The organism is Hymenobacter sp. HD11105 (assembly GCF_054051685.1).
Map to the genome: position 1 here is coordinate 808224 of NZ_JBSWBR010000001.1, position 21677 is coordinate 829900.

The window sequence follows — 21677 nt, forward strand, 5'->3', positions numbered from 1 at the left end:
GCTGATGGCAGCGAAAGAAGAAACCGAGCTAGAAGAACTTATCCGTAATGCGGGAGGCGTAGAAGCGGAGGAAAAAGAAGACGAAGGGGGCGGATTAGATATTACCACCCTAGTCCAAGTGGCTCGCAAGAGTTTACCCTGGATTGCATTGCTTATCGCCTTAGGCCTTACAGCTTCGTGGCTCTTTTTACGTTACACAAAACCTGTGTACCAATCATCCTCAATTCTGAAAATTGATGAGAAAACGGAAGCCGGTTTATTGGGCCTAGGAGCAGGTGGAACAGTTGAGAAACGTCGGCCCGGAGCCAATTTATCAGGCGAGGTAGAGTTAATTAAATCAAATCTAATTTACCGCAGGCTAAAAGATTCTCTTGCTCTCGACGTCAACTATTACGTCGAAGGCACAGTCTTGGAATCAGAGTTATATACTAGATCACCTTTTAAGGTTACTTATAATATAAAGAACCCAGCCTTTTATAATCGCAAGTTCAATGTCAATTTTAGTAGTTCTACTCAATTTCGACTTAGTTATTTAGAAGGAGAGCAGGAGATAAGTGGGGTATATAATGTAGGCCAACCGCTTAATCTTGCTGGATTAAATCTGCAGTTAACTACCCATGACACGTACTTTGATGCAAATGCACTAGGGGCACAGTTTTACTTCGTTATTTTGGATGAAGGAACGCTCAATGGTTATTTAAATAATAATCTAACTGTTGAGATTGTTAATCCTGAGGCTAATACTGTTCAGATTTCATTTAAAGATTTTAATCCTGCGAAAGCTCAGGATATTGTCAATAAAATTGACACCGTTTATTTACAGGAAAAACTTGCTCAAAAGAAAAAGGCCTCTGATCAAAGTTTGCAGTTTTTAAGTCAGCAGGCTGACGAATACAATAACAGGCTGCAGCGAGCGGAGGATAACTTGCAGTCATTTGCGCGGGAAAACAGAACGTATGATGTACGAGCTGACGCGGCGGCTGTGAATAGTAAAATCATCGCCCAGGAGGAGAAACGCCAGGAGCTACTACAACGCCAGAGCCTATTAGGAGACCTAGCGCGCTTAGTGGAGCAAGAACAGTTAACTGCTTACGAAGACTCAACTGTAGCCCAAAGCATACCAGGGCTAGCAGACTTAGCTGACAGCCGACTGACTCAAGAAATCGAGTCACTTAATAGCCTGCAGTGGGATTTGCGTAGGGTGTTGCGCTCTTATAAAGAAACGACTGAGGCTGTAAAGCAACGACGTGTTCAGATAGACTTCACGAAGAATACTATTCGCCGGCTTCTAGAGCAAAACAGAATATTGCTGCAAGAGCAAATAGCAACAATGAACCGTCAGCGCGATGAGCTTAATAATAAGCTAGATGCATTGCCGCAAAAGGCTACGCAACAGGCTCGCTTACAGCGTCCTTTTGACTTATTCGAAAAAACGTATTTAAATCTAATAAACAAAGACTTAGAGTTTAGGCTCGGACAAGCGGGTACTACAGCTGATTTTCAAATTCTTTCGCCCGCTAGCTTACCGAGCACGCCTATCTCACCTATTCGTACTATGGTGTATGCAATTGGGCTGGCTAGTGGCATTATATTAGGTTTGGGGTTAGTTGCTGTACGCTACTTCTTACACGATACAGTCACCAATGTGCGAGAATTGGAACGGATGACTTCCGCGGCCTTACTGGGAGTAATTCCGACCTACGACAAGGAAAAAATGTCGGTCTCAAAGTTAGTAGTAGACAAGAATCCTAAATCAGCCATTTCTGAATCGATTCGCTCTATTCGCACTAATCTTGACTTTATTAGCTCGGCACGAAAAAAGCGCATTATCTCTGTAACCTCAACGGTGTCAGGAGAGGGCAAAACCTTCGTGACAGTGAATCTGGGGGGCATTATTGCGCTATCGGAGCAGCGAGTTGTGATTCTGGATCTTGATATGCGTAAGCCTAAGGTGAATCTGGCTTTTGGCGCTGAGAACGTACGTGGTATCAGCACTATTCTGATTGAGAAGCATACTATTGACGAGTGTATTCAGCATACCAATATTCCTACACTGGACTTTATCTCAGCTGGTCCTACGCCACCTAATCCATCTGAGCTGATTCTAAATCCCAAATTCGACGAGCTTCTGGCTGAGTTGCAGCAGCAATACGATGTAATTTTGATTGACACTCCTCCGGTCGGCTTAGTGACGGATGGTATCTTGATTATGCGTAAGGCCGATATTCCGCTGTACATCGTTCGAGCTGGCTACTCCAAGAAAGCCTTCCTTAAGAATATCAATAAGCTGATGCGAACTAACAACTTCACTCGCCTCAGCACTATCCTAAATGATGCTAAATCCACTGGCCTCACTGGCTATGGGTATGGGTATGGATACGGATACGGACAGGGTTATTACGATGAGCCAGCTCCAGCAAAAGGCATCATTGGACGTTTGCGGCAGCGCATTTCATAACCCCAAATTTGTAAGCAGTATCTATGGCGTCTTTTCTGCGCAAGCTTTTTAGTAGTACAGCCCCTGTACCACCAAGTGATGAAAGCTTATTAGTAGAACTAGGAGCCGATATGCACTCGCATTTGCTGCCTGGTCTTGACGACGGTGCTGAGACTGTAGAGCAGTCGCTTGCTTTGCTAGGGGCAATGCAAGCGTTAGGGTATCAAAAGTTGATTATGACCCCCCACATTATGGGGGATTTTTATAAAAACACGCCCACAACAATACAGGCGGCACTATTTCGGCTCCGTGAGGCTGCTGCCACTGCAGGCCTAGGCAACATACAGCTCGAATGCGCCGCTGAGTATTACTTAGATGAGTGGCTGGGGGGCAAATTAGACAGTGGAGAAGAGTTGTTGAGTTTTGGTGGTGATAAGAAGTACCTGCTACTGGAAACTTCTTACATGAATGAGCCATTCAACTTCCACCAAATCATTTTTCGGCTCCAAGCATTAGGCTATCAACCCGTATTGGCGCACCCTGAGCGTTATACTTACTTTTACGGTCGTTTTACGGACCTAGAGAAAGTATATCAAAATGGAGTTCTTTTTCAGCTGAATCTTAACTCGCTGGCTGGGTATTACTCAAGTGGGGCCCAACGGGTAGCAGAGAAGTTAATTGATGCTCGCATGGTGAATTTCGTAGGCACCGATGCGCACAATCTAAAGCATACCGAAACCTTACGCACAAAAGTGCTACCAACTGGTTATCTGAAAAAGGTATTAGCTCTGCCGCTGTTGAATAATACCCTACTTTCTAGCTAAGCCCATATCAGTTAATGGGCTACAACCCCACCTTTTGCTTGAGCATACAGTTCTCCAATTTTAAGCCCTCACATGATATTTGTCACCGGTGGTAGCGGCCTGCTCGGCAGTTTTCTAATTCCGGCTCTGGTGAAACAGGGCCATACGGTGAGGGCCTCGTATCGGAAGCAAATACCGTCTATTCCAGCCTCCGACAAAGTAGAGTGGGTAGAAGGTGATGTGCGTGATACCACCTTGCTGCGCAAGGCCTTAGTGGGCGTTACGCACGTCTTTCATTGCGCGGGGTTGGTGTCCTATGCTCCTCAGGATGAAACGCAGTTACAGCAAGTAAATGTGGAAGGCGTAGCGGCTGTAGTAGATGCTTGCCTAGATCAAGCTAATGACATTCGGCTATGCCATGTGTCGTCGGTAGCGGCGCTAGGGGGAGCGGCACCTAAAGATGACGGCGAGGTCGTGAATTTTGTGGTTGATGAGGATGCTAAGTGGGATTTGGGTGCCGAACACGCAACCTATGCTACTTCGAAGTACCTAGGCGAATTAGAAGTGTGGCGCGGCATATCTGAGGGATTGTCAGCTGTCATTGTGAATCCTTCAGTGGTGCTAGGGCCAGCCGACTGGCAACGTAGCAGCACACGTTTATTCCGCTACGCACATCAGGAGCATGCTTTTTATACGCCGGGCAGCCTAAACTATGTCGATGTTCGTGACGTGGTGGAGGCTATGCTGCGGTTGATGTTTCAGGTGGAAGTATCCGGCGAACGGTTCGTTTTGAGTGCCGGATCGGTGCCGCTCCGCGATTTTTTAGCTCAGGCGGCTGCGTGCTTCGGCAAAAAGCCCCCCACAGTGGCCGTCCCAGACTGGGCCGCCGAAACGATCTGGCGCTTAGAACACATACGCTCCTTGCTAACGGGGGCTCGCCCACTTATTACAAAAGATACGGCTCGCGCTGGCCGGCGGCCGGTGGTATATAGCGCGACCAAAGTACAGGCGCTGACCGGTTTTCGCTTTCGACCTTTAGCCGAAACTATAGCTTGGTGTTGCGCGGGGCTGACATCGGCGAACCAGCCTTCGACCGGTGTGGTTATTGTATCCTAAGCCAGCGGCGCTATCTTGAGTAATTCCGCCGCCGGGCGCCGGCAAAGTCTGCCGTTTTGGCGACCTTTGAGTCTTGCACACGAATGAGAATGAACGAGAACTTTGAAGAACGGCAGCAAGTGCTGGATACGGTGCGCCGCTTTGAGCGCATGGTAGCCCAGAACGAGCCCGTCTTTTTTGATTTGGCCGATTTTGAGAATATCATCGACCATTATACAACCAACACGCAGTATGACAAAGCTTTACAGGCTTGCGAAGCTGCTATAGCCCAATATCCGTTTTCCACCGAACTGCTTATCGACCGCTCTCAGGTATTGGCTATGAAAGGCGAATACTCGGCGGCCGCTCAGCAGATTGAAGACGTAGCCCAACTCGATCCTACCAATCCGGATGTGGCCGTAACGCGCGGTATAATTGCCACCCAGAAAGGAGAATTTGCTGAGGCCGTCGCATTTTTTCACAATGCCGCTGAGCATTCTCCTGACCGCGAGGACATTTATTTTAACCTCGGTCTGGCGTATCAAAGCTGGCAGAAGTTTAAGAGTGCAGCTAAGTACTACAAGATGAGTCTGCGCCTAAACTCTGACAACGATATGGCGGTGCAGGAACTGCTGTACTGCTTGGAAGTAAGCGAGCGGCTAGAGAAAAACCTGGAATTCTTTCGGCGCTTCACCGATGAAGACCCTTACTCAGCTATGGCATGGTACAACTTGGGTCAGGCGTATTATCGTTTGGGTAAGTTCGACCAAGCTGTAGCTGCGTTTGAATATGCTATCTTGGTAGATGCAACTTTCTATGATGCGCACGCTTTTTTAGCTAGCACTTATGTAAGTCAGGAGAAATACTCGGAGGCCATAGCTGAGTTCAACCTTAGCCATCCGGCGGGTGAGCCAACGGCGGAAGCACTATGTAACATTGGTGAGTGCTACGAGAAAATGGCCCAGTGGGACCTCGCTCGTCGCCACTATCAGCGCGCCATCGACCTAGATCCGGAAATGGATGAGGCTTGGTTTGGCATGGGCGTAGTGCTAAATGCACAGGAGCGGTGGTTTGAAGCGGCCCATTTCTTTCGTAAAGCCGTCACGCTCTACGATGAAAGTGTGGAGTATTGGCTAGCCCTAGCTGCCGCTGAGTACCAAGTTGGTAATGTAGTAAGCGCCGTGGAGTGCTACGACCGCGCCACCCAGGTAGGCCCCGACAATAAAGACGCGTGGCTGAACTGGAGCATTATTCTCTACGAGCAGGGCAACTACGATGGCGCCATTGACTTGATGCGCAATGCCGTGGAGATTCAACCCGCTGAAGCTGAGCTTCACTACCGGCTGTGCGCCTATTTGCTGGCTGCTGGCCGCTACCGCGAGGCGTACGAGAATCTGGAAAATGCGCTAGTTTTGGACTTCGACAAGCATCGTTTGCTCTTCGAGTATTTTCCGGAGCTGGAATCGCAACGAGCACTGGCTCGCCTGATAGATCAGTATCGGAAGTAGAATTTATCAATGAGTGAATGAGCAAATGGGTGAATGAGAGCAAGACGACTTCATTCACCCATTTGCTCATTCACTCGTTTACTCACTCACACGCATGAATTATCACCTCGACCAACTCCCCGAGCGCACCGCCAAACCCCGCGAACAAGGCTATACCATGGTTATGGATAAAGGCCTGAGCATCCGTGAAGTAGAAGACTTTATAGAAGTAGGCGGCGCGTATACCGACATTGTAAAACTCGGCTGGGCCACTTCCTACGTGGTGCCAAACCTGAAGCGGAAGCTGGAAGTGTACAAGGAAGCCGGTATACCAGTGTACTTCGGCGGAACGCTGTTTGAGGCCTTTATTATTCGTAATCAGTTCGATGACTACCGGCGGTTGCTTTCCACCTTCGGGATGGAGTATGCCGAGGTGTCAGACGGCTCGCTGGAACTCCCCCACGATAAAAAGTGCGAGTATATCCGCACGCTTTCCCAAGATTTACAAGTATTGTCGGAGGTCGGCTCTAAGGATGCGGAAAAGATTATCCCGCCCTACAAGTGGATTTCGCAGATGCAGACTGAGCTAGATGCCGGTTCCATCAAGGTAATCGGGGAGGCGCGTGAGGCTGGCAACGTTGGCTTGTTCCGGAGCACTGGCGAGGTACGCTCAGGCTTGGTGGAGGAGATTCTGACCAAGATTCCTTTTGAGAAAATTCTCTGGGAAGCTCCGCAGAAAGCTCAACAGGTGTGGTTCATCAAGATGCTGGGCAGCAATGTCAACCTAGGCAATATTGCGCCTAATGAAGTAGTAAGTCTAGAGACTATTCGCCTGGGGCTGCGTGGCGACACCTTCACACATTTCCTCGATATGGACGGCGTGGATCCTATGTTCAAGCCTGAAATAAAGACGGGCCGGCCTGGCACTTCGATGCCACGAGGCTAAAGTTCTCCCTTTGAGTTTATAAAAAGCCCCCCGGTCAAGCGCATTGCTAGGCTGGGGGCTTTTTTGTGCGTAGCTAAATACAGACTCAGTTTTCCTTGCTTGGGTTATGGTTTAGTTAACTCTGGCTGCCGTGGCGCGTAAGCGACTATTGCGCGCAAATAATTGGCGCGAGCCTAACTTGTATGAAAAGATACCTGCTATATCTGCCGCTGGCGGCCTTCTTCGCCTGCAATCAATCATCGAACAAAAACCAGGAGGAAACGTCTGCGGCTACTACCGCGCCCGACTCGGCTATGACGGTAGCTACTCCTCAACTGCCGGCACCTTATGCCACTCCATCCGTCAAAAAATTCAGTAAGGTCATTGGCTGGCCCAAGGGCAAAACGCCCACTGTGCCAACCGGCTTTACCGTAACCGAATATGCGGCTGACATGCAAAATCCACGGTGGATTTATGTGGCTCCCAACGGCGATATTCTGATTGCCGAATCAAATTCAGTTGAAAAAACCTCTACGGCCAAGGGTGAAAAGGCGAAAGGCTTAAAGCAGTCGGGCTCGATGAAGGAAACGAGCGCCAACCGGATTACCCTGCTGCGTGACGCCAATAAAGACGGCAAGCCAGAGGTGCGCGAAACCTTCCTGACGGGCCTGAATCAGCCCTTTGGAATGCTCATTATTGGCAATAATTTCTACGTAGGTAATACGGACGGAGTAGTGCGGTATGCTTATCAGCCGGGCCAAACGAAGATTACCACTGGGGGGCAAAAAATCCTGGAGCTGCCCGTGGGCGGCTACAATAATCACTGGACGCGCAACCTACTAGCCAATGCCGATGGCTCCAAGATCTACGTATCGGTAGGCTCGGCCAGCAACGTGATGGAGCGAGGAATGAAGGAGGATGAGGGACGCGCCTTGATTCTGGAAATTAACCCTGACGGCTCCGGAAAGCGAGTATATGCCAGTGGCCTGCGTAACCCCGTTGGGATGGATTGGCAGCCTGGCACGCAGGTGCTCTGGACGGCCGTAAACGAGCGCGACGAGCTCGGCGACGACCTCGTGCCCGATTACATGACCAGCGTCCAAGATGGTGGCTTCTACGGCTGGCCCTACTCGTATTTTGGCCAGAAGGAAGACCCCCGCCGCAAGGGCGAGCGTCCCGATCTGGTAGCTAAGGCTATTGTGCCTGATGTGTCTCTGGGCCCGCATACAGCTTCTCTCGGCCTTGCTTTCTATGATGCCAAAGGCTTCCCGGCCAGCTACCAGAATGGTGCTTTTGTGGGACAGCACGGCTCGTGGAATCGGTCGGCTTTTTCGGGTTATAAAGTGGTGTTTGTGCCTTTTCAGAATAACAAGCCCGCTGGCGCACCCGAAGATTTCATGACTGGTTTCGTGGCTGATGAAGCTACCCGTGAAGTGTACGGCCGCCCCGTAGGCGTAGCTGTGCTCCCCGATGGCGCCCTATTAGTAGCTGATGATGCGGGGGGCAAATTGTGGCGTGTAACGGCAAACCAGAAAGCCAAATAAGCCGCTCAAGTGCGTCAAAATAACGCTAAGACACAACTATGTTGTTCTTCGTTAGACAATTCGGGGCCGAATGACTCACGCTGTAAAAACGCAACATCTCGCGTTTCCTCGTGCGCGCCATTGAGTTTCGCTCGCACTCGTTGTTCAGCGACGAGACGCAAAATGTTGCGTCTTTACAGCGTTCTAGCTAACTCAATCAGCTTCTTACTAATTCTGAAATACATAAAGTTGCTATGCCTACGCCTGCATCGCCCGTCAAAACGCCCCCCAGAAGCCCTTCTCAACGGTTAGGGGAGTTGCTGAAGCGGGCCGGCCTCGATTGGTTTCTGCTGGGCTTAGTGAGTGTTATCGGGCTGGCATACTTGCAGCCAGAGTTTGGGTCTGAAGACGGGCCATTGCCTTTGGATCGAATAGCCCACTACGGTGTTTCAGTCATTTTCTTCTTTTACGGCTTGCGTTTAAGTCGTGAAAAACTGCGGGCTGGCCTGAGCAATTGGCGCTTACACCTGGTCGTACAGGGCACTACTTTCCTGCTGTTTCCGCTGCTATTGCTGGCCGTGCGGCCGCTATTCGATTCGGAGAACGGTCGTTTGCTATGGCTGGGGGGCTTTTATCTGGCCGCCTTGCCTTCCACGGTTTCCTCGTCGGTGGTGATGGTGTCCATTGCCAAAGGCAACCTACCGGCGGCTATTTTCAACGCCAGTATCTCCAGTTTGCTAGGAGTGTTTATTACACCCATCTGGATGGCGCTCTTCCTAACCCCCGGCGCGGGCGGCGGCTTGGGCGCTACCATTCTCGATTTGTCATTGCAAGTGCTGCTGCCGGTGGTCGTGGGCATTCTGCTGCATGGGCGTTTGCACCACTTGGCGCAGCGCTACGCCGGACCCTTGCGCATCCTCGACCAAGCCATTATCCTGCTGATAGTGTACACCTCGTTCTGTGAGTCCTTCGCGCAAGGCATCTTTGAGGACTACTCAGCAAAAGATATTGCGTGGCTTGGAGCGGCTATGCTAGCACTGTTCTTCGCGGTGTACGCCTGCGTGCTGCTAGTAAGCCGGTTAGTCGGCTTCAACCGCGAAGACACCATTACAGCGCTGTTTTGTGGTTCTAAAAAGTCGCTGGTGCAAGGTACAGTTATGTCGAAGGTGCTTTTCCCCGATGCGCGCATTGCGGGCGTGGTGCTGCTGCCGCTCATGCTGTATCACGCCCTACAAATTTTGATAGCCAGCATCATTGCGCAGGCCCTCAGCCGCCGCGCGCCAGCCGAGGCTAGATAGCTATCCTGTAAATGCTAGCTCCATGAAAATGCCCCCAAGCCGAGACTTTGGTAGCAGCCTGCTTTCTTTGCGGTAAAATAACTTCGCCCTCACTTCCCCCTTCATGGAAATCCTCAAGGAAATCATCGATTTTATCTTACATCTCGATAAGCATCTCAGTGAGATTATTCAAGATTACGGCACCTGGACCTATGCCATTCTCTTCCTGATCATCTTCGTGGAAACGGGCGTGGTAGTCCTGCCTTTCCTACCTGGCGACTCACTGCTTTTCGCGGCTGGCTCGCTGGCGGCTCTGCCCGGCTCGCCCCTGAATGTGTGGGTAATGATGGGACTGCTCATCGTGGCGGCCGTGCTCGGCGACACGCTTAATTATCATATCGGCGACTATTTGGGGCCGCGGGTATTCCGCGAAAACTCTCGCTTTCTAAAGCGTGAGCACCTTATTCGCACCCAAGAGTTCTACGAAAAGCACGGCGCTAAAACCATTATTCTAGCCCGCTTCATTCCGATTATCCGCACGTTTGCCCCTTTCGTGGCTGGCGTAGGTACCATGAGCTATAGCAAGTTCCTGTCGTACAATGTGGTGGGGGGCGTTTTGTGGGTGGTTTCGCTCACGGGTGCCGGTTACTTCTTCGGTACTATCCCGGTTGTGCAGAAAAACTTCTCGCTGGTAGTGCTGGCTATTATCGGACTTTCAGTGCTGCCGGTGGTATTTGAGTTTATAAAGTCGCGCAGGAGCAAGCCTGTGCTGTAGGTTTATTTATTAGTCGAGATTATTTCTGAAAAAAGCCGCTCCAATGCTCGTTCGTTGGGGCGGTTTTCTCTTATTGCACCCCCAAGCGCTGGGAGCAGGTAAGCTTCAGTGAAGTATCGTTATGAAAGAATTCGGCCTCATTGGCAAGTCACTCGCCCATTCGTTTTCCCAAACCTATTTCTCCCAGAAATTCTCTGCTCTGGGGCTCGATGACCACCAGTACGAGTTATTCGAGCTGCCTACCATTACTGATTTGCCGGCCTTGCTCGCCCAACACCCCGACCTGCGCGGCCTCAACGTGACTATTCCTTATAAAGAGCAGGTTTGGCCGTATCTGAGCGAGATATCATCGGCTGCCGCCCGTATTGGCGCCGTCAACGTCATCGACTGCACACCCGATGGGCGCTACATCGGCCACAACACCGACTATGTCGGCTTTCGAGAATCGCTGCGTAACTTCTACCCGTTGCGCGGCCCGGAAGCTAGAGCGCTGGTCTTAGGTACTGGAGGCTCGTCTAAAGCCGTGGAAGCGGCCTTGCGTGAGCTGGAGATTTCTTATTGGCTGGTGTCGCGCAATCCCTTGAGCAAAGGGCTCACCTACGACGACCTCACGCCCGAAGTATTAGCTGGACATTCGCTGATTATCAATGCGACGCCCCTAGGTACCTTTCCGCAAGTTGAGGAGTGCCCGCCTATACCGTATGCGGCGCTTACGTCGGGTCACTACCTCTACGATCTGATTTATAATCCCAGCGAGACAATGTTTCTGCGCAAAGGCCGTGAGGCTGGGGCTCAAACAAAAAATGGTTTCGAAATGCTTTGCTTACAAGCCGAGGCCGCTTGGGACATCTGGAATAAATAATTGCATGAGCAGCAGCAGCACCATTTCCATATAGCCTTAAAACACAACAAGCCACCCAAAACGGGTGGCTTGTTGGCTATTGCAATTTGTGTGTTCAGAATATAGGTTGCAAGTAACGCTTATTTTCTGGAAAGCTTGCTGGCAATTTCCGCCGTGTACTTACCCTGATGGCGAGCACCTTCCAATTCGTTCTCGCTGGGCTGGCGTTCCCCTTGGCCGCCGGCTACCGTGCTGGCACCGTAGGGCGTGCCACCGGTTACTTCCTCGTGGCCCATTTGACCTTGCCAAGCGTAAGGCAAGCCCACGATGACCATGCCGTGGTGCAACAGCGCAGTATGCAACGCGCGCAGCGTAGTTTCTTGGCCGCCGTGCTGGGTAGCGGTGCTTACAAAAGCACCTCCAGCTTTGCCTACAAGGGCGCCACGAGCCCACAGGCCACCGGTGGAGTCGAGGTAAGCTTGGATCTGGCCGCAGGCGTTGCCGTAGCGGGTGGGCGTACCAATGATGATGGCATCGTACTGCTCTAGCTCCTCGGGCGTAGCCACGGGCACGTGGTTGAAAGCTTGCTGAGCCTGCGTAGCGCCAACTTTGTCCAGAATCTCTTTGGACAGCGTTTCGGGCACGCGCTTCACGACTACATCATTGTCAGCTACTTGGCGGGCGCCTTCAGCAATGGCTTCGGCCAATTTCCACACGTGGCCATACGTGGAATAGAACAGAACTAGAGTTTTCATGCGGGGTTGTTAAAATGAAGAATGATTAGGAAAGCCTATGATTATGTGCTGCGTGGGGGCAGTGCAAGCGTGTATGTGAAGAAAGATACTCGAATGAGGAGCAAATATATGTATGTACATTAAATGTATTGACATTGTTTCACGGAAAATATTTTCTTTTGTAAATATCTCACATTCAGCTGTTGGGGGGCATTTATAAAATTTTGGCTAAACCCATGCAACCTTACAAGCCAGTACAGGCCTCTACTACCCAAAGCCCGCTACCGCCCGCGAGCATTATTCAGCTATAAGCTACTACGACCGCAACGTATGCAGCGATTTTACACCGACCTATCCAGCAGTAGCCGGGCAGGTTATAAAGCCGGCCCAGAAGGCTACCGTATACGATGAGCGCTTTATCGTCGGCTCTGAGCGTCGGAAAGTTGCGCAACCTATTGTCGGGGGGCATTTCCTCCGATTCTAGCGCGTCGCCTTCGGCCGCTTCCACACTCTCTACTGCTCCTGTGCGCAGCCTCGTTCCGCCCTCCCAGCTCACCGAAGCAGAAATTATCGATGGGTGCTTGGCGGGCAGTCGGCTTATGCAGAAGCATCTCTACGACCGGTTCGCCGCCCGCATGATGGCCGTGTGCTTGCGCTACGCCCAGACCACCTTCGAGGCGGAGGATGTGTTGCAGGAGGGCTTCGTCACGGTATTTACCAACTTAAGCAAGTTCCGCCGCGAATGCCCCCTAGAATTCTGGATTCGGCGCATCATGATCAACGCTGCGCTGCGCCAACACCGGCGCAATAGTGGCCTGGTAGCCATGAGTGAGGGCGAATACCCAGAAGATCTAGCCGGCGAGGAGTTTACGCTCTCCAATTATGCCTTTGAGGAGCTACTAACGCTGGTGCAGGAACTGGCCCCGCGCTACCGCATGGTGTTCAACCTATTTGCCATCGAGGGTTACGGCCATAAGGAAATAGGGGAGCTGCTCGGCATCTCGGAGGGCACCAGCAAATCACAGTACTCCCGGGCTCGGGTCATCTTGAAATCAAAATTAGAGCGCCTCGACGCGCAACGTACGAATGGCACCTTTAGAAAATAATCATACACCTGACCCGCGGCCGACCGGCGACCTGGAGCATTTGTTCCGGCAGAAGCTTGGAGAAGCCGAGGTACCGCCCCGCCTGCACGTGTGGGAGCAACTCGACCACGAGTTGCTGGTGCGTCAGAACGACTCGTATCGGCGCCGCTTACTGCTGCACCGCTGGGTGGCCGCCGCCTGCGCCCTGCTCGTGCTGGGCTGCGGCAGTTGGTTACTGCTGCATAATGCCACGCATTTGCCTCCCAGCGCTACTATAGCCTCCACTACTGTCCGCTCAAATCCAGCTAAGTCGGCTGCATCAACTGCTGCCTCCGAGGCCTTATCGCAGGAGACGTTAGGGGTCGCGCGCGCTGGCTCGACTAATGCAGGACGTACTAGCTCCAGTAATCTGACTGGGTCGGTGGCCTCGGCGGCTAATCAAAGCGCAGCTCGTCGGGAGAACGGTTCTGAGGATGCGACTGGCACTGTCGCCGGCAGGCTCCTACAAGCGGCTAAGTCAGCGGTGGGAATCTCTTCCTCTTCATCGCAAAGCCTGGCTTCATCTGCTTCTGCTGGTAATTCTACTGAAGGAGCCGTTGTGGCTGCGCGTAACCGCCAGGGCCAAGATGGGAGTAGGGCTGGACGTAACGTTGGAACATTCACGCCCTCACTGACCGAAGCTAACGCAGCGCAAAGCGCTACAGGCCTATTTTCTCAATCGGGAGCTACGCTAGCTGGGGCACCCGCGGTAGCCGCACCATTCCGCCGTCCCGAAACTTTGTCGCTGTTGGAAGCTGTACCTCCTACAACCACAAGTTTGTTGGTCCAAACTGCTAAAAATGCCCCCCAGCCAGCTCTCGAAGATATACCCAAGGAGCCCAAAACACAGGGCAAATGGCGCGTAAGCGGCACCTACGCCGCTACGGCTTTCAACCCCAACATCGACTTTAGCTCCAGCGGGTCGGCCAGCGCTATGGACTTTGGCCTCGCGCCCTCTAATTCGGCCGGGGGAAACAATGCCTTTGATCGTAGCCAAAGCATCTATCAATATGGAGCCAGTGAATACCGCGAAAACTTAGAGGCCGGACCCGCGCAGCGAGTGGTAATAGCCGCTGCTTATGCCTTAAACAATAAGTGGACCTTGCTAACGGGCGTAGAAACCGCGCAGCAGCGCGCTTCATCCAAAACGTCGTTAAGCTTCGCTGATTCGAGGTCGGCCTTCGCCGGCCGCGCCAACAATTCTATGGTTGCCCAGTTTTACGCCGGTCAGCGCACCACTGATTTTTCGTATCGCACAGTGGGCGTGCCGGTAGCCGTCCGCTACGGCGCCGCTAAAACGGGCCTGTCGCTGTACGCCAAAGTTGGGGCCGCTGTGAATGTGCTGCTGAAAAGCCGTACGGAAGTGGACGGCAACTCGGCTGCGACCCGCGACTACACGCTTTCCTCTTCTGATTCGCCTTACCGCAAGGTATTAACCTCGGTGCGTGGCGGCGGCGGCGTCCGCTACCAGCCTGCCGATGCCACCTGGAGCCTAGCCCTCGGGCCTGTAGCGGAAGCCGGTCTGAATACACTCAACCAAAACCCCGGCGGCTCGTTTTTCAAGCGCTCCCGGCCATATTCGGTCGGTCTGGAGGCCAGCGTAGAGTTTGGGGGGCAAAAAGCCGCTGCTGCCCGCTAAACGATCAGCGAACTAACGCGTAACTTCCCTACTATGAAACGTCTACTCACGCTTTTCCTCCTCACGAGCTTGCTCAGCGCTTTTCAGTGCGACGACAAAGATTCTTCTCCTTGTCCCAACGATTTTGTGAAAGATAAAATAGCGGAGCTGCAAGCTAAACCCAAGCAGAATCCCGCTGCTGAAATCACCGAATATCTTTATCAGGGCCAACAGGTATACATCGTCTCCAGCGACTGCTGCGACCAGTTTAACTACCTCTACGATGCCTGCGGGCAGGTAATGTGCGCGCCTAGCGGTGGAATAACCGGTAGGGGCGACGGCCAATGCCCCGACTTCAACGACCAAGCTACCAACGCCCGCGTGGTATGGCGCGACCCCCGATAGCATCTGTACCGCAGTAGGGCGAGAGGGTGCGTGATGAATCTAAGTTATAAATTGCCCCCCAAGGCCTAAAAAAGCCCGACTGATTTGGTTGGGCTTTTTTCGTTTCCCGGAAACCTCTGTTGACGCTACGGAGTTATCATGGGCTATCATTTCTGGCAACTGCAAGTCAGCGCCGCTAATATTTCCCTGCATGGAATATCAACTTACTTCCGAGTTCAAGCCTACCGGCGACCAGCCCAAAGCCATTGCTCAGCTGGTGGCTGGCGTAGAAAGCGGGGAGCCGGCCCAAGTACTGCTCGGAGCTACCGGCACGGGTAAAACTTTTACCGTGGCTAACGTAGTGGCCCAGACTGGCCAGCCAACCTTAGTGCTTTGCCACAACAAAACCCTGGCGGCTCAGCTCTACGGCGAGTTTAAGGCGTTTTTCCCCAATAATGCTGTTGAATATTACATCAGTTACTACGACTACTATCAACCCGAAGCCTACATTGCCAGCACCGATGTCTTTATCGAGAAAGACCTTGCTATTAATGAAGAAATCGAGAAGCTGCGGCTACACTGCACCTCCACGCTACTAAGCGGGCGCCGCGACGTGATTGTAGTGGCCTCTGTATCGTGTATTTACGGTATCGGCAACCCGGAGGAGTTCAGCAAAAACGTCATTTATATGGCGCCCGGCCTGCGCTACTCGCGCAATAACCTCTTGTACCAGTTCGTGCAGATTCTGTACTCGCGCACGGAAGTGGAATTTACGCGCGGCACGTTTCGGGTGAAGGGCGACACGGTGGATATTTATCCGGCCTACGCCGACTTTGCCTATCGACTATTCTTTTTTGGCGACGAAATAGAGGCCATTCACCGCATTGACCCTGAAAGCGGCAAGAAGCTGGCCGACGAGAAAAGCGTGACGCTGTATCCGGCCAACCTCTTCGTGACCGGCAAAGACACTTTGCATCAAGCTATCAAGGAGATACAGTTCGATATGATGGCTCAGCAGAGCTACTTCGTGAAGGAGGGCCGCGACCAGGAAGCCAAGCGCATTACCGAGCGCACAGAGTTTGACCTGGAAATGATTCGGGAACTAGGCTATTGCTCCGGCATTGAGAACTACTCGCGCTACTTCGACGGCCGGACGCCCGGCTCGCGCCCGTTCTGCCTGCTCGATTATTTCCCTCAGGATTATCTGATGGTCATCGACGAAAGCCACGCCACCATTCCCCAGATTCGGGCGATGTGGGGCGGCGACCGGAGCCGCAAAACGGCCCTGGTGGAGTACGGCTTCCGTCTGCCCTCGGCTATGGACAACCGACCCTTGACTTTCAATGAGTTCGAAAGCATGTACCGGCAGGCCATTTTCGTGTCGGCCACGCCCTCCGATTATGAGCTGGAAACCAGCGGCGGCGTTATCATTGAGCAAATCATTCGCCCTACCGGCCTGCTCGACCCCGAAATCGACATCCGCCCCAGCGTCAATCAGATTGACGACTTGCTGGATGAAGTAGACAACCGCGTGAAGATGGGCGACCGGGTCCTCGTAACGACGCTCACCAAGCGTATGGCCGAGGAACTACAGAAGTATATGGAGCGCCTGGGCATCAAATCGAGCTACGTGCACTCCGATGTCAAAACCCTGGACCGCGTAGAGATTCTGCGCCAACTGCGCCTGGGCGTAATTGACGTACTGATTGGCGTGAACCTGCTGCGCGAAGGCCTCGACCTGCCGGAGGTAAGCTTAGTGGCTATTCTGGATGCTGATAAAGAAGGCTTCCTGCGTGACCAGCGCAGCCTAATTCAGACTATGGGCCGCGCTGCTCGAAATGACAAAGGTAAGGTGATTATGTACGCCGACCGTATTACCGGCTCCATGCAGCGCGCCATCGATGAAACGAATCGGCGCCGCGCTGTACAGTTAGCTTACAACGAGGAGCACGGTATCACGCCGCGCACGGTGCGCAAATCGCACGACGAGATTATGGGCCAAACCTCGCTGTCGGATATGCGCCGCATCGAGCCCGCCGCGTATGCTGGCCCCGATACCGATACGTTGACGCTGGCAGCCGAGCCCGTTATCGCGTTGATGAAGCGCGATGAGTTGGAAAAAGTCATCAAGAAAACGGAAAAGCAGATGGAAGGTGCGGCCAAAGACCTCGACTTCCTGCAAGCCGCCAAGTATCGCGATGAGCTGGCCCAGCTTCGGCAGATGCTAAAAACCAAGCGTGATTAAAAATTTGCTGTGCCTTACCTTGCACGCTGAGCAAAAAAAGCCCCCCATGAAGCCGTTGAGGATCATTTTTAACTTAGTGCATTGGGGCTGACGATTCGGGCCAGAAAATTGTTGAGGCCCACATCTACTTCTTCTTAAGTTTAAGACTACACTTTGTTGTCGTTTATATGATCTCACTTTCTAACGCACTGCGCATCTATTTCGAAAACCCAGTTGGGCGGGTACTAGAGCATTCCGATGGGTACGCCTACGTGATTTATAATGCGGGGCCGCGTAAGCTCGACCATCTAAAATCTTTCCTGACGCATACTAGTCAGCTACTACAGCGACGCGGATGGCACAAGCTGCTGGGTGACCAGCGCCTGATGGCACCATTCACCGAAGAGGAGCGCCTCTGGATTGTTGATTACTGGATAAGCAGCACCGCCGCAGGCAGCCAGATTTATGGGGCTGTACTTATTCCTGAAGATGTGTTCGCGCGGCTATCCGTGAGCCAAATGATGGGAGAGGCTCGGGAGGCCGCCATGACGTATCGCCTGTTTGAAAGCGAAACAGACGCAGCAGCGTGGCTCCGCCAACTCCCCGATAAGTTGTAGCAAGTTCTACTACAATAGGCTGGTTATCAGCCTAGAGTATATTATATACTATATATAAAAAGCCCCCCAGAGCAGAATCTGGGGGGCTTTTTCGTGCGCAGTATTCATGTTGAGCTAATCTTGCTAAGATACAAATCAGCTAATTCTTGCTTTCAGATAAATAACTGATTAATAGATAAATAAATATAATAAAAAGCTTTCCCGAGAATGTATGGATGCTAGCAATTAGGATTATAATATGGTAATAACAATTTTATAGTGTACATGATTTTGGCAAATGCTACTAACTATTTGAAAAACTATAATTTAAAGCTCGTTCATTCACCCAATATGTATGCATTATGAATAGAATCTACCCATTCTTAGCAAGGCCACTGTTGATTGGTGCCCTACTATTTGGAGGCCACAGCGCCTTTAGCCAAAATAATGACCTTTCGGTGGTCAAGGGCGTTCCGCAGGCAGCATTACAGCACCTGAAAAACAGTAAGAATACTCTTCAACTCACCGATGAGGACATTGCCGACGTAAAGCTCAGCAGCCAGACCCTATCTAGGAAGAGCGGCGTAAAGCACTTCTACTTGCAGCAGATGCACCAAGGCATTGAAATTCATAATGCCATAAGCACCGTTAACATGACCAGCGACGATAAGTTGGTAAGCCTAGGCAGCAAGTTTGTAGAAGATGCGAGCAAGAAGGTCAAATCAAGCAAGGCTTCTCTCAACGCCGAGGCGGCCGTAGCTGCCGCCGCCAAGCACCTGAATATTGCGGTGCGGCAGCCCTTGGTAGTGCAGAAGAAAACCAACAACAAGAATCAGGAGGTTCTGCTGTCTAATGGTGGTATTTCGTTGGAGCCGATTCCAGCCAAACTGGTGTATCAGCCCATGGCTGATGGCAGCCTGCGCTTGGCATGGGAAGTTACAATCGATGAGCTGGATGGTCAGAACTGGTGGATTGTTCGCGTAGATGCAGCTACGGGCGAGTTCTTAGAGAAGGATAATCTGATAGCACACTGTGAGTTCGATAACGACGGCGCCCACGGAGCATCCCTAAGCGACACATATATTGCCCCCAAAGCGGTGGAGCCTCAGCCGTTCAACTTCGCGACGACGATGGCCGATCTGACATCCAACTACTACAATGTGTACCCGCTAACTACGGAAAGCCCAAACGACGGGCCCCGCGTGTTGGTTAGCACGGACGCGGCTGACAAGGTAGCTTCGCCAAGAGGGTGGCACTATACGCCTCTGGGCAACATGACCACCACTCGTGGCAACAACGTGTATGCCTACGAGGATCCTAATGGCTTGAACCCTTTCCCTAATCCTAATAACAACTTTGCCGTTCCGAACTATAGCCCCGATGGTGGCCCAAATTTGATATTTGACTTTCCGATTGACTTCACCAAGCAGCCCGAGACCTATAAGGACGCGGCTATCACCAACTTGTTTTATTGGAACAACGTGATCCACGATGTGTGGTATCAGTATGGCTTCGATGAAGTTAGTGGCAACTTTCAGTTTGATAACTTTAGCAGAGGCGGGCTTGGCAACGACTTTGTGCGAGCCGAAGCCCAGGATGCCCGCATCACCTCGGCTCAAGGGCCACAGCGCAACAACGCCAACTTTGGTACACCAGTAGATGGCCAACTGCCCCGGATGCAGATGTATTTAGGAGTTGGTATTCCTGACCAGAACATGTTCCGGGTTACGTCTCCATCCACGCTGGCTGGTGCGTATCCGGCTGTAGAAGCAGCGTTCAGCCGGCCCCTGACATCTACGCCCGTAACCGGCAAGCTCGTGCTGGCCCAGGCCCCTGTCACGACGCCGACAGGCCGGAGTGAGGAAGGCTGTGGCGCATTCACCAACGCTGCTGTCATTAGGGGTAATATCGCCGTCGTATATCGTGGTACTTGTGGCTTTGCCGATAAAGTGCAGAATGCGCAGATTGCGGGTGCTATTGCCGTAGTTGTAATTAACAATGCGCCCGGTGCCCCAATTGTCATGGGCGGCACACCTACAAACCCACAGCCCGCCATTGTTATCCCGGCAGTCATGATCAGCCAGGCCGACGGGGCCCGTATTCGCAGCCTGCTGGATGCCCAGACTGAAGTAACAGTAGCTCTCAAAAACGATGGCGCCGGTCCTGAGTTTGACGGTGATTTCGATAACGGTGTTATTGCTCATGAATATGGCCATGGTATCTCGAATCGCCTGACCGGTGGTCCTGCTAATGTCAGCTGTCTGCAACCTAATGTTGTCACCAATAATGTTACGGTTGCAACAGAGCAGATGGGTGAGGGTTGGAGCGACTGGATAGGTCTAATGATGACCATCAAGCCCGACGATACGCCTGAAAAACCACGCTTTATTGGTGCGTATCTCCAGGGGCATCCAGCAGCTACTGGTCCTGGTTTTCGTCCGGCTCCTTATAGCACCAGCTTTAGTGTCAATAACTTCACTTATGCTGCAACCAACAACACGGCCGTTGCTGCTCCGCACGGTATTGGTTTTGTTTGGTCGACAATGCTTTGGGACATGACCTGGGATCTGATAAAGCAGTATGGCTACGACGCTGACCTGTATAAAGGCAAAGGCGGCAACAACATCGCCATGCAGCTGGTAATTGAGGGAATGAAGCTACAGGTTTGTCAACCCGGCTTTGTGGATGGTCGTGACGCTATTCTTCTAGCTGACAAAGCACTCTACGCCGGTGCCAACCAGGAACTGATCTGGCGGGCATTTGCCAAGCGCGGCCTCGGGTTTAGCGCTTCCCAAGGATCTTCCCGGAGCAGGTTTGACCAAGTGGAAGCCTTTGATATGCCTCCCCTATTCGCCTGCGCGGCTCCTACCATTACGGTTACGCATATCGGCGGTACTGCGGTTGAGCCCGGTCGCAACACTATTTATTTGGGGTATGGTCCGCAGAGTATCAGGTTACAAGCCAGCGGTGATCCTACGTTCACGTATAGCTGGGCCTTCGTTCCCGGCCTAAGCGGCCTCTCGACTGCGAATCCCGTGTTCACGCCTACCAATCCTGGCACTTACGACCTCACTGTAACCAGCACTAATGCTCAGGGCTGTACCCGCACTACTACTATCCGTGTTGTGGTCGTTGATGTTCGCTGTGGCATCAGCTTCTTCCGTATCCCCGGCAAAGTGCTGGTGTGCCACAACGGCCGTCCAACCTGCGTCAGTACGAATGCCGTAGCTGATCATTTAAAGCATGGGGATACGCTGGGTGAGTGTCAGAACTCGGCCGCTGCCGGCTTAGTGGCGGGCGAGGAAGTAGAAGCCCCAGAACCGCTAGGTCTGACGGCATCGCCTAACCCAGCTAACGACCAAACCTGGCTTGACTTTACCCTCACGCAGAGCGGCAGCTACCGCTTAGAGGTGCTAAATATGCAAGGCAAGGTTGTCAGCGTGGTTGCTGAGGGATCCGGCGAAGCTGGAGAAAACTATTCCTTCAAGTTTGTCAAAGGCCGCTTAGCCGCTGGTGTGTACATGGCGCGCCTATCTTCTGGTAAGCAGAACAAGTTTACCCGCGTCGTCTTGCAGGATTAGAGCTGCAAGCAAGTAGTTAGCAAAAAGCCCCCCAGCACAAATACTGGGGGGCTTTTTTATGTGCGATTATTACTGTTTAGTCTTAAATACATTCAATCAGGGTAAAATATGAGCTCTACAGGGCCATAAGTGGATAATTGCCGGGTTTTAGAACGTTACAGCATTAAAAGTAGGTTAAAGCTAGTTTTGAGAAGCGATGTTTGTATTATTCTATTTTTAGAATGTACATAATTTTGGCAAATGAAATAATTTA

Annotated in this window: 16 protein-coding genes; 15 read left to right on the forward strand and 1 reads right to left on the reverse strand. The window is 52.0% G+C overall.

Going from position 1 to position 21677, the window contains the following annotated elements; genetic code table 11:
- The first annotated feature begins 4 nt into the window (after nt 1-4).
- The 9 genes from ACW9KT_RS03585 (at nt 5) to ACW9KT_RS03625 (ending at nt 11184) form a co-directional block, all read left to right on the forward strand.
- A complete protein-coding gene (locus ACW9KT_RS03585) occupies nt 5-2458 on the forward strand; it encodes a polysaccharide biosynthesis tyrosine autokinase (RefSeq protein WP_457078018.1) in 2454 nt (817 codons plus the stop codon).
- Between the two features lie 110 nt (nt 2459-2568).
- Entirely contained in the window at nt 2569-3261 is a 693-nt protein-coding gene (locus ACW9KT_RS03590) for a tyrosine-protein phosphatase (RefSeq protein ID WP_457078019.1), read from the forward strand.
- Nucleotides 3262-3333: 72 nt separating this feature from the next.
- A complete protein-coding gene (locus tag ACW9KT_RS03595; protein WP_457078020.1) occupies nt 3334-4356 on the forward strand; it encodes an NAD-dependent epimerase/dehydratase family protein in 1023 nt (340 codons plus the stop codon).
- Between the two features lie 89 nt (nt 4357-4445).
- Entirely contained in the window at nt 4446-5843 is a 1398-nt protein-coding gene (locus ACW9KT_RS03600) for a tetratricopeptide repeat protein (RefSeq protein WP_457078021.1), read from the forward strand.
- 94 nt (nt 5844-5937) lie between these two features.
- Complete coding sequence (locus tag ACW9KT_RS03605) at nt 5938-6768, forward strand: phosphosulfolactate synthase (RefSeq protein ID WP_457078022.1); 831 nt, start codon at nt 5938-5940, stop codon at nt 6766-6768.
- Nucleotides 6769-6950: 182 nt separating this feature from the next.
- On the forward strand, nt 6951-8291 hold the full coding sequence (locus ACW9KT_RS03610; protein ID WP_457078023.1) for a PQQ-dependent sugar dehydrogenase: 1341 nt from the start codon (nt 6951-6953) through the stop codon (nt 8289-8291).
- A gap of 233 nt (nt 8292-8524) precedes the next feature.
- Nucleotides 8525-9568, forward strand: a complete 1044-nt coding sequence (locus ACW9KT_RS03615) for a bile acid:sodium symporter family protein (protein ID WP_457078024.1) — start codon at nt 8525-8527, stop codon at nt 9566-9568.
- Nucleotides 9569-9671: 103 nt separating this feature from the next.
- A complete protein-coding gene (locus ACW9KT_RS03620; RefSeq protein ID WP_457078025.1) occupies nt 9672-10322 on the forward strand; it encodes a DedA family protein in 651 nt (216 codons plus the stop codon).
- 121 nt (nt 10323-10443) lie between these two features.
- Nucleotides 10444-11184 (forward strand): shikimate dehydrogenase family protein, encoded by a 741-nt coding sequence (locus ACW9KT_RS03625; RefSeq protein ID WP_457078026.1) that lies wholly within the window; start codon nt 10444-10446, stop codon nt 11182-11184.
- A 119-nt stretch (nt 11185-11303) separates the two neighbouring features.
- On the opposite strand, the gene wrbA is transcribed toward ACW9KT_RS03625, so the two are convergent.
- A complete protein-coding gene (gene wrbA / locus ACW9KT_RS03630; RefSeq protein ID WP_457078027.1) occupies nt 11304-11918 on the reverse strand; it encodes an NAD(P)H:quinone oxidoreductase in 615 nt (204 codons plus the stop codon).
- 386 nt (nt 11919-12304) lie between these two features.
- On the opposite strand from wrbA, the gene ACW9KT_RS03635 reads away from it, so the two are divergent.
- The 6 genes from ACW9KT_RS03635 (at nt 12305) to ACW9KT_RS03660 (ending at nt 21424) form a co-directional block, all read left to right on the forward strand.
- Nucleotides 12305-13003 (forward strand): RNA polymerase sigma factor, encoded by a 699-nt coding sequence (locus tag ACW9KT_RS03635; RefSeq protein ID WP_457078028.1) that lies wholly within the window; start codon nt 12305-12307, stop codon nt 13001-13003.
- The gene (locus ACW9KT_RS03640; RefSeq protein WP_457078029.1) at nt 12984-14660 is read left to right on the forward strand and encodes a hypothetical protein; all 1677 of its coding nucleotides are present in this window, start codon (nt 12984-12986) and stop codon (nt 14658-14660) included. The genes ACW9KT_RS03635 and ACW9KT_RS03640 overlap by 20 nt, the downstream gene beginning before the upstream one ends.
- A gap of 33 nt (nt 14661-14693) precedes the next feature.
- Nucleotides 14694-15044, forward strand: a complete 351-nt coding sequence (locus ACW9KT_RS03645; protein WP_457078030.1) for a DUF6970 domain-containing protein — start codon at nt 14694-14696, stop codon at nt 15042-15044.
- Between the two features lie 190 nt (nt 15045-15234).
- Nucleotides 15235-17268, forward strand: a complete 2034-nt coding sequence (gene uvrB, locus ACW9KT_RS03650; RefSeq protein WP_457078031.1) for an excinuclease ABC subunit UvrB — start codon at nt 15235-15237, stop codon at nt 17266-17268.
- A 167-nt stretch (nt 17269-17435) separates the two neighbouring features.
- Nucleotides 17436-17864: a hypothetical protein gene (locus tag ACW9KT_RS03655; protein ID WP_457078032.1), complete on the forward strand. Its 429-nt coding sequence runs from the start codon at nt 17436-17438 to the stop codon at nt 17862-17864.
- A gap of 341 nt (nt 17865-18205) precedes the next feature.
- Nucleotides 18206-21424, forward strand: coding sequence for a T9SS-dependent M36 family metallopeptidase (locus ACW9KT_RS03660; protein WP_457078033.1), 3219 nt, complete (start codon nt 18206-18208; stop codon nt 21422-21424).
- The last annotated feature ends 253 nt before the right edge of the window (nt 21425-21677 follow it).

Excerpts from the sequence above, each read along its gene's own strand:
- ACW9KT_RS03625 (WP_457078026.1), top strand. The coding sequence starts at position 10,444 with ATGAAAGAATTCGGCCTCATTGGCAAGTCACTCGCCCATTCGTTTTCC.
- ACW9KT_RS03585 (WP_457078018.1), top strand. The coding sequence starts at position 5 with ATGGCAGCGAAAGAAGAAACCGAGCTAGAAGAACTTATCCGTAATGCG.
- ACW9KT_RS03620 (WP_457078025.1), top strand. The coding sequence starts at position 9,672 with ATGGAAATCCTCAAGGAAATCATCGATTTTATCTTACATCTCGATAAG.
- ACW9KT_RS03645 (WP_457078030.1), top strand. The coding sequence starts at position 14,694 with ATGAAACGTCTACTCACGCTTTTCCTCCTCACGAGCTTGCTCAGCGCT.
- wrbA (WP_457078027.1), bottom strand. The coding sequence starts at position 11,918 with ATGAAAACTCTAGTTCTGTTCTATTCCACGTATGGCCACGTGTGGAAA.
- ACW9KT_RS03605 (WP_457078022.1), top strand. The coding sequence starts at position 5,938 with ATGAATTATCACCTCGACCAACTCCCCGAGCGCACCGCCAAACCCCGC.
- ACW9KT_RS03600 (WP_457078021.1), top strand. The coding sequence starts at position 4,446 with ATGAACGAGAACTTTGAAGAACGGCAGCAAGTGCTGGATACGGTGCGC.
- ACW9KT_RS03615 (WP_457078024.1), top strand. The coding sequence starts at position 8,525 with ATGCCTACGCCTGCATCGCCCGTCAAAACGCCCCCCAGAAGCCCTTCT.
- ACW9KT_RS03655 (WP_457078032.1), top strand. The coding sequence starts at position 17,436 with ATGATCTCACTTTCTAACGCACTGCGCATCTATTTCGAAAACCCAGTT.
- ACW9KT_RS03595 (WP_457078020.1), top strand. The coding sequence starts at position 3,334 with ATGATATTTGTCACCGGTGGTAGCGGCCTGCTCGGCAGTTTTCTAATT.
- ACW9KT_RS03660 (WP_457078033.1), top strand. The coding sequence starts at position 18,206 with ATGAATAGAATCTACCCATTCTTAGCAAGGCCACTGTTGATTGGTGCC.
- ACW9KT_RS03610 (WP_457078023.1), top strand. The coding sequence starts at position 6,951 with ATGAAAAGATACCTGCTATATCTGCCGCTGGCGGCCTTCTTCGCCTGC.
- uvrB (WP_457078031.1), top strand. The coding sequence starts at position 15,235 with ATGGAATATCAACTTACTTCCGAGTTCAAGCCTACCGGCGACCAGCCC.
- ACW9KT_RS03590 (WP_457078019.1), top strand. The coding sequence starts at position 2,569 with ATGCACTCGCATTTGCTGCCTGGTCTTGACGACGGTGCTGAGACTGTA.
- ACW9KT_RS03635 (WP_457078028.1), top strand. The coding sequence starts at position 12,305 with ATGAGCGCTTTATCGTCGGCTCTGAGCGTCGGAAAGTTGCGCAACCTA.
- ACW9KT_RS03640 (WP_457078029.1), top strand. The coding sequence starts at position 12,984 with ATGGCACCTTTAGAAAATAATCATACACCTGACCCGCGGCCGACCGGC.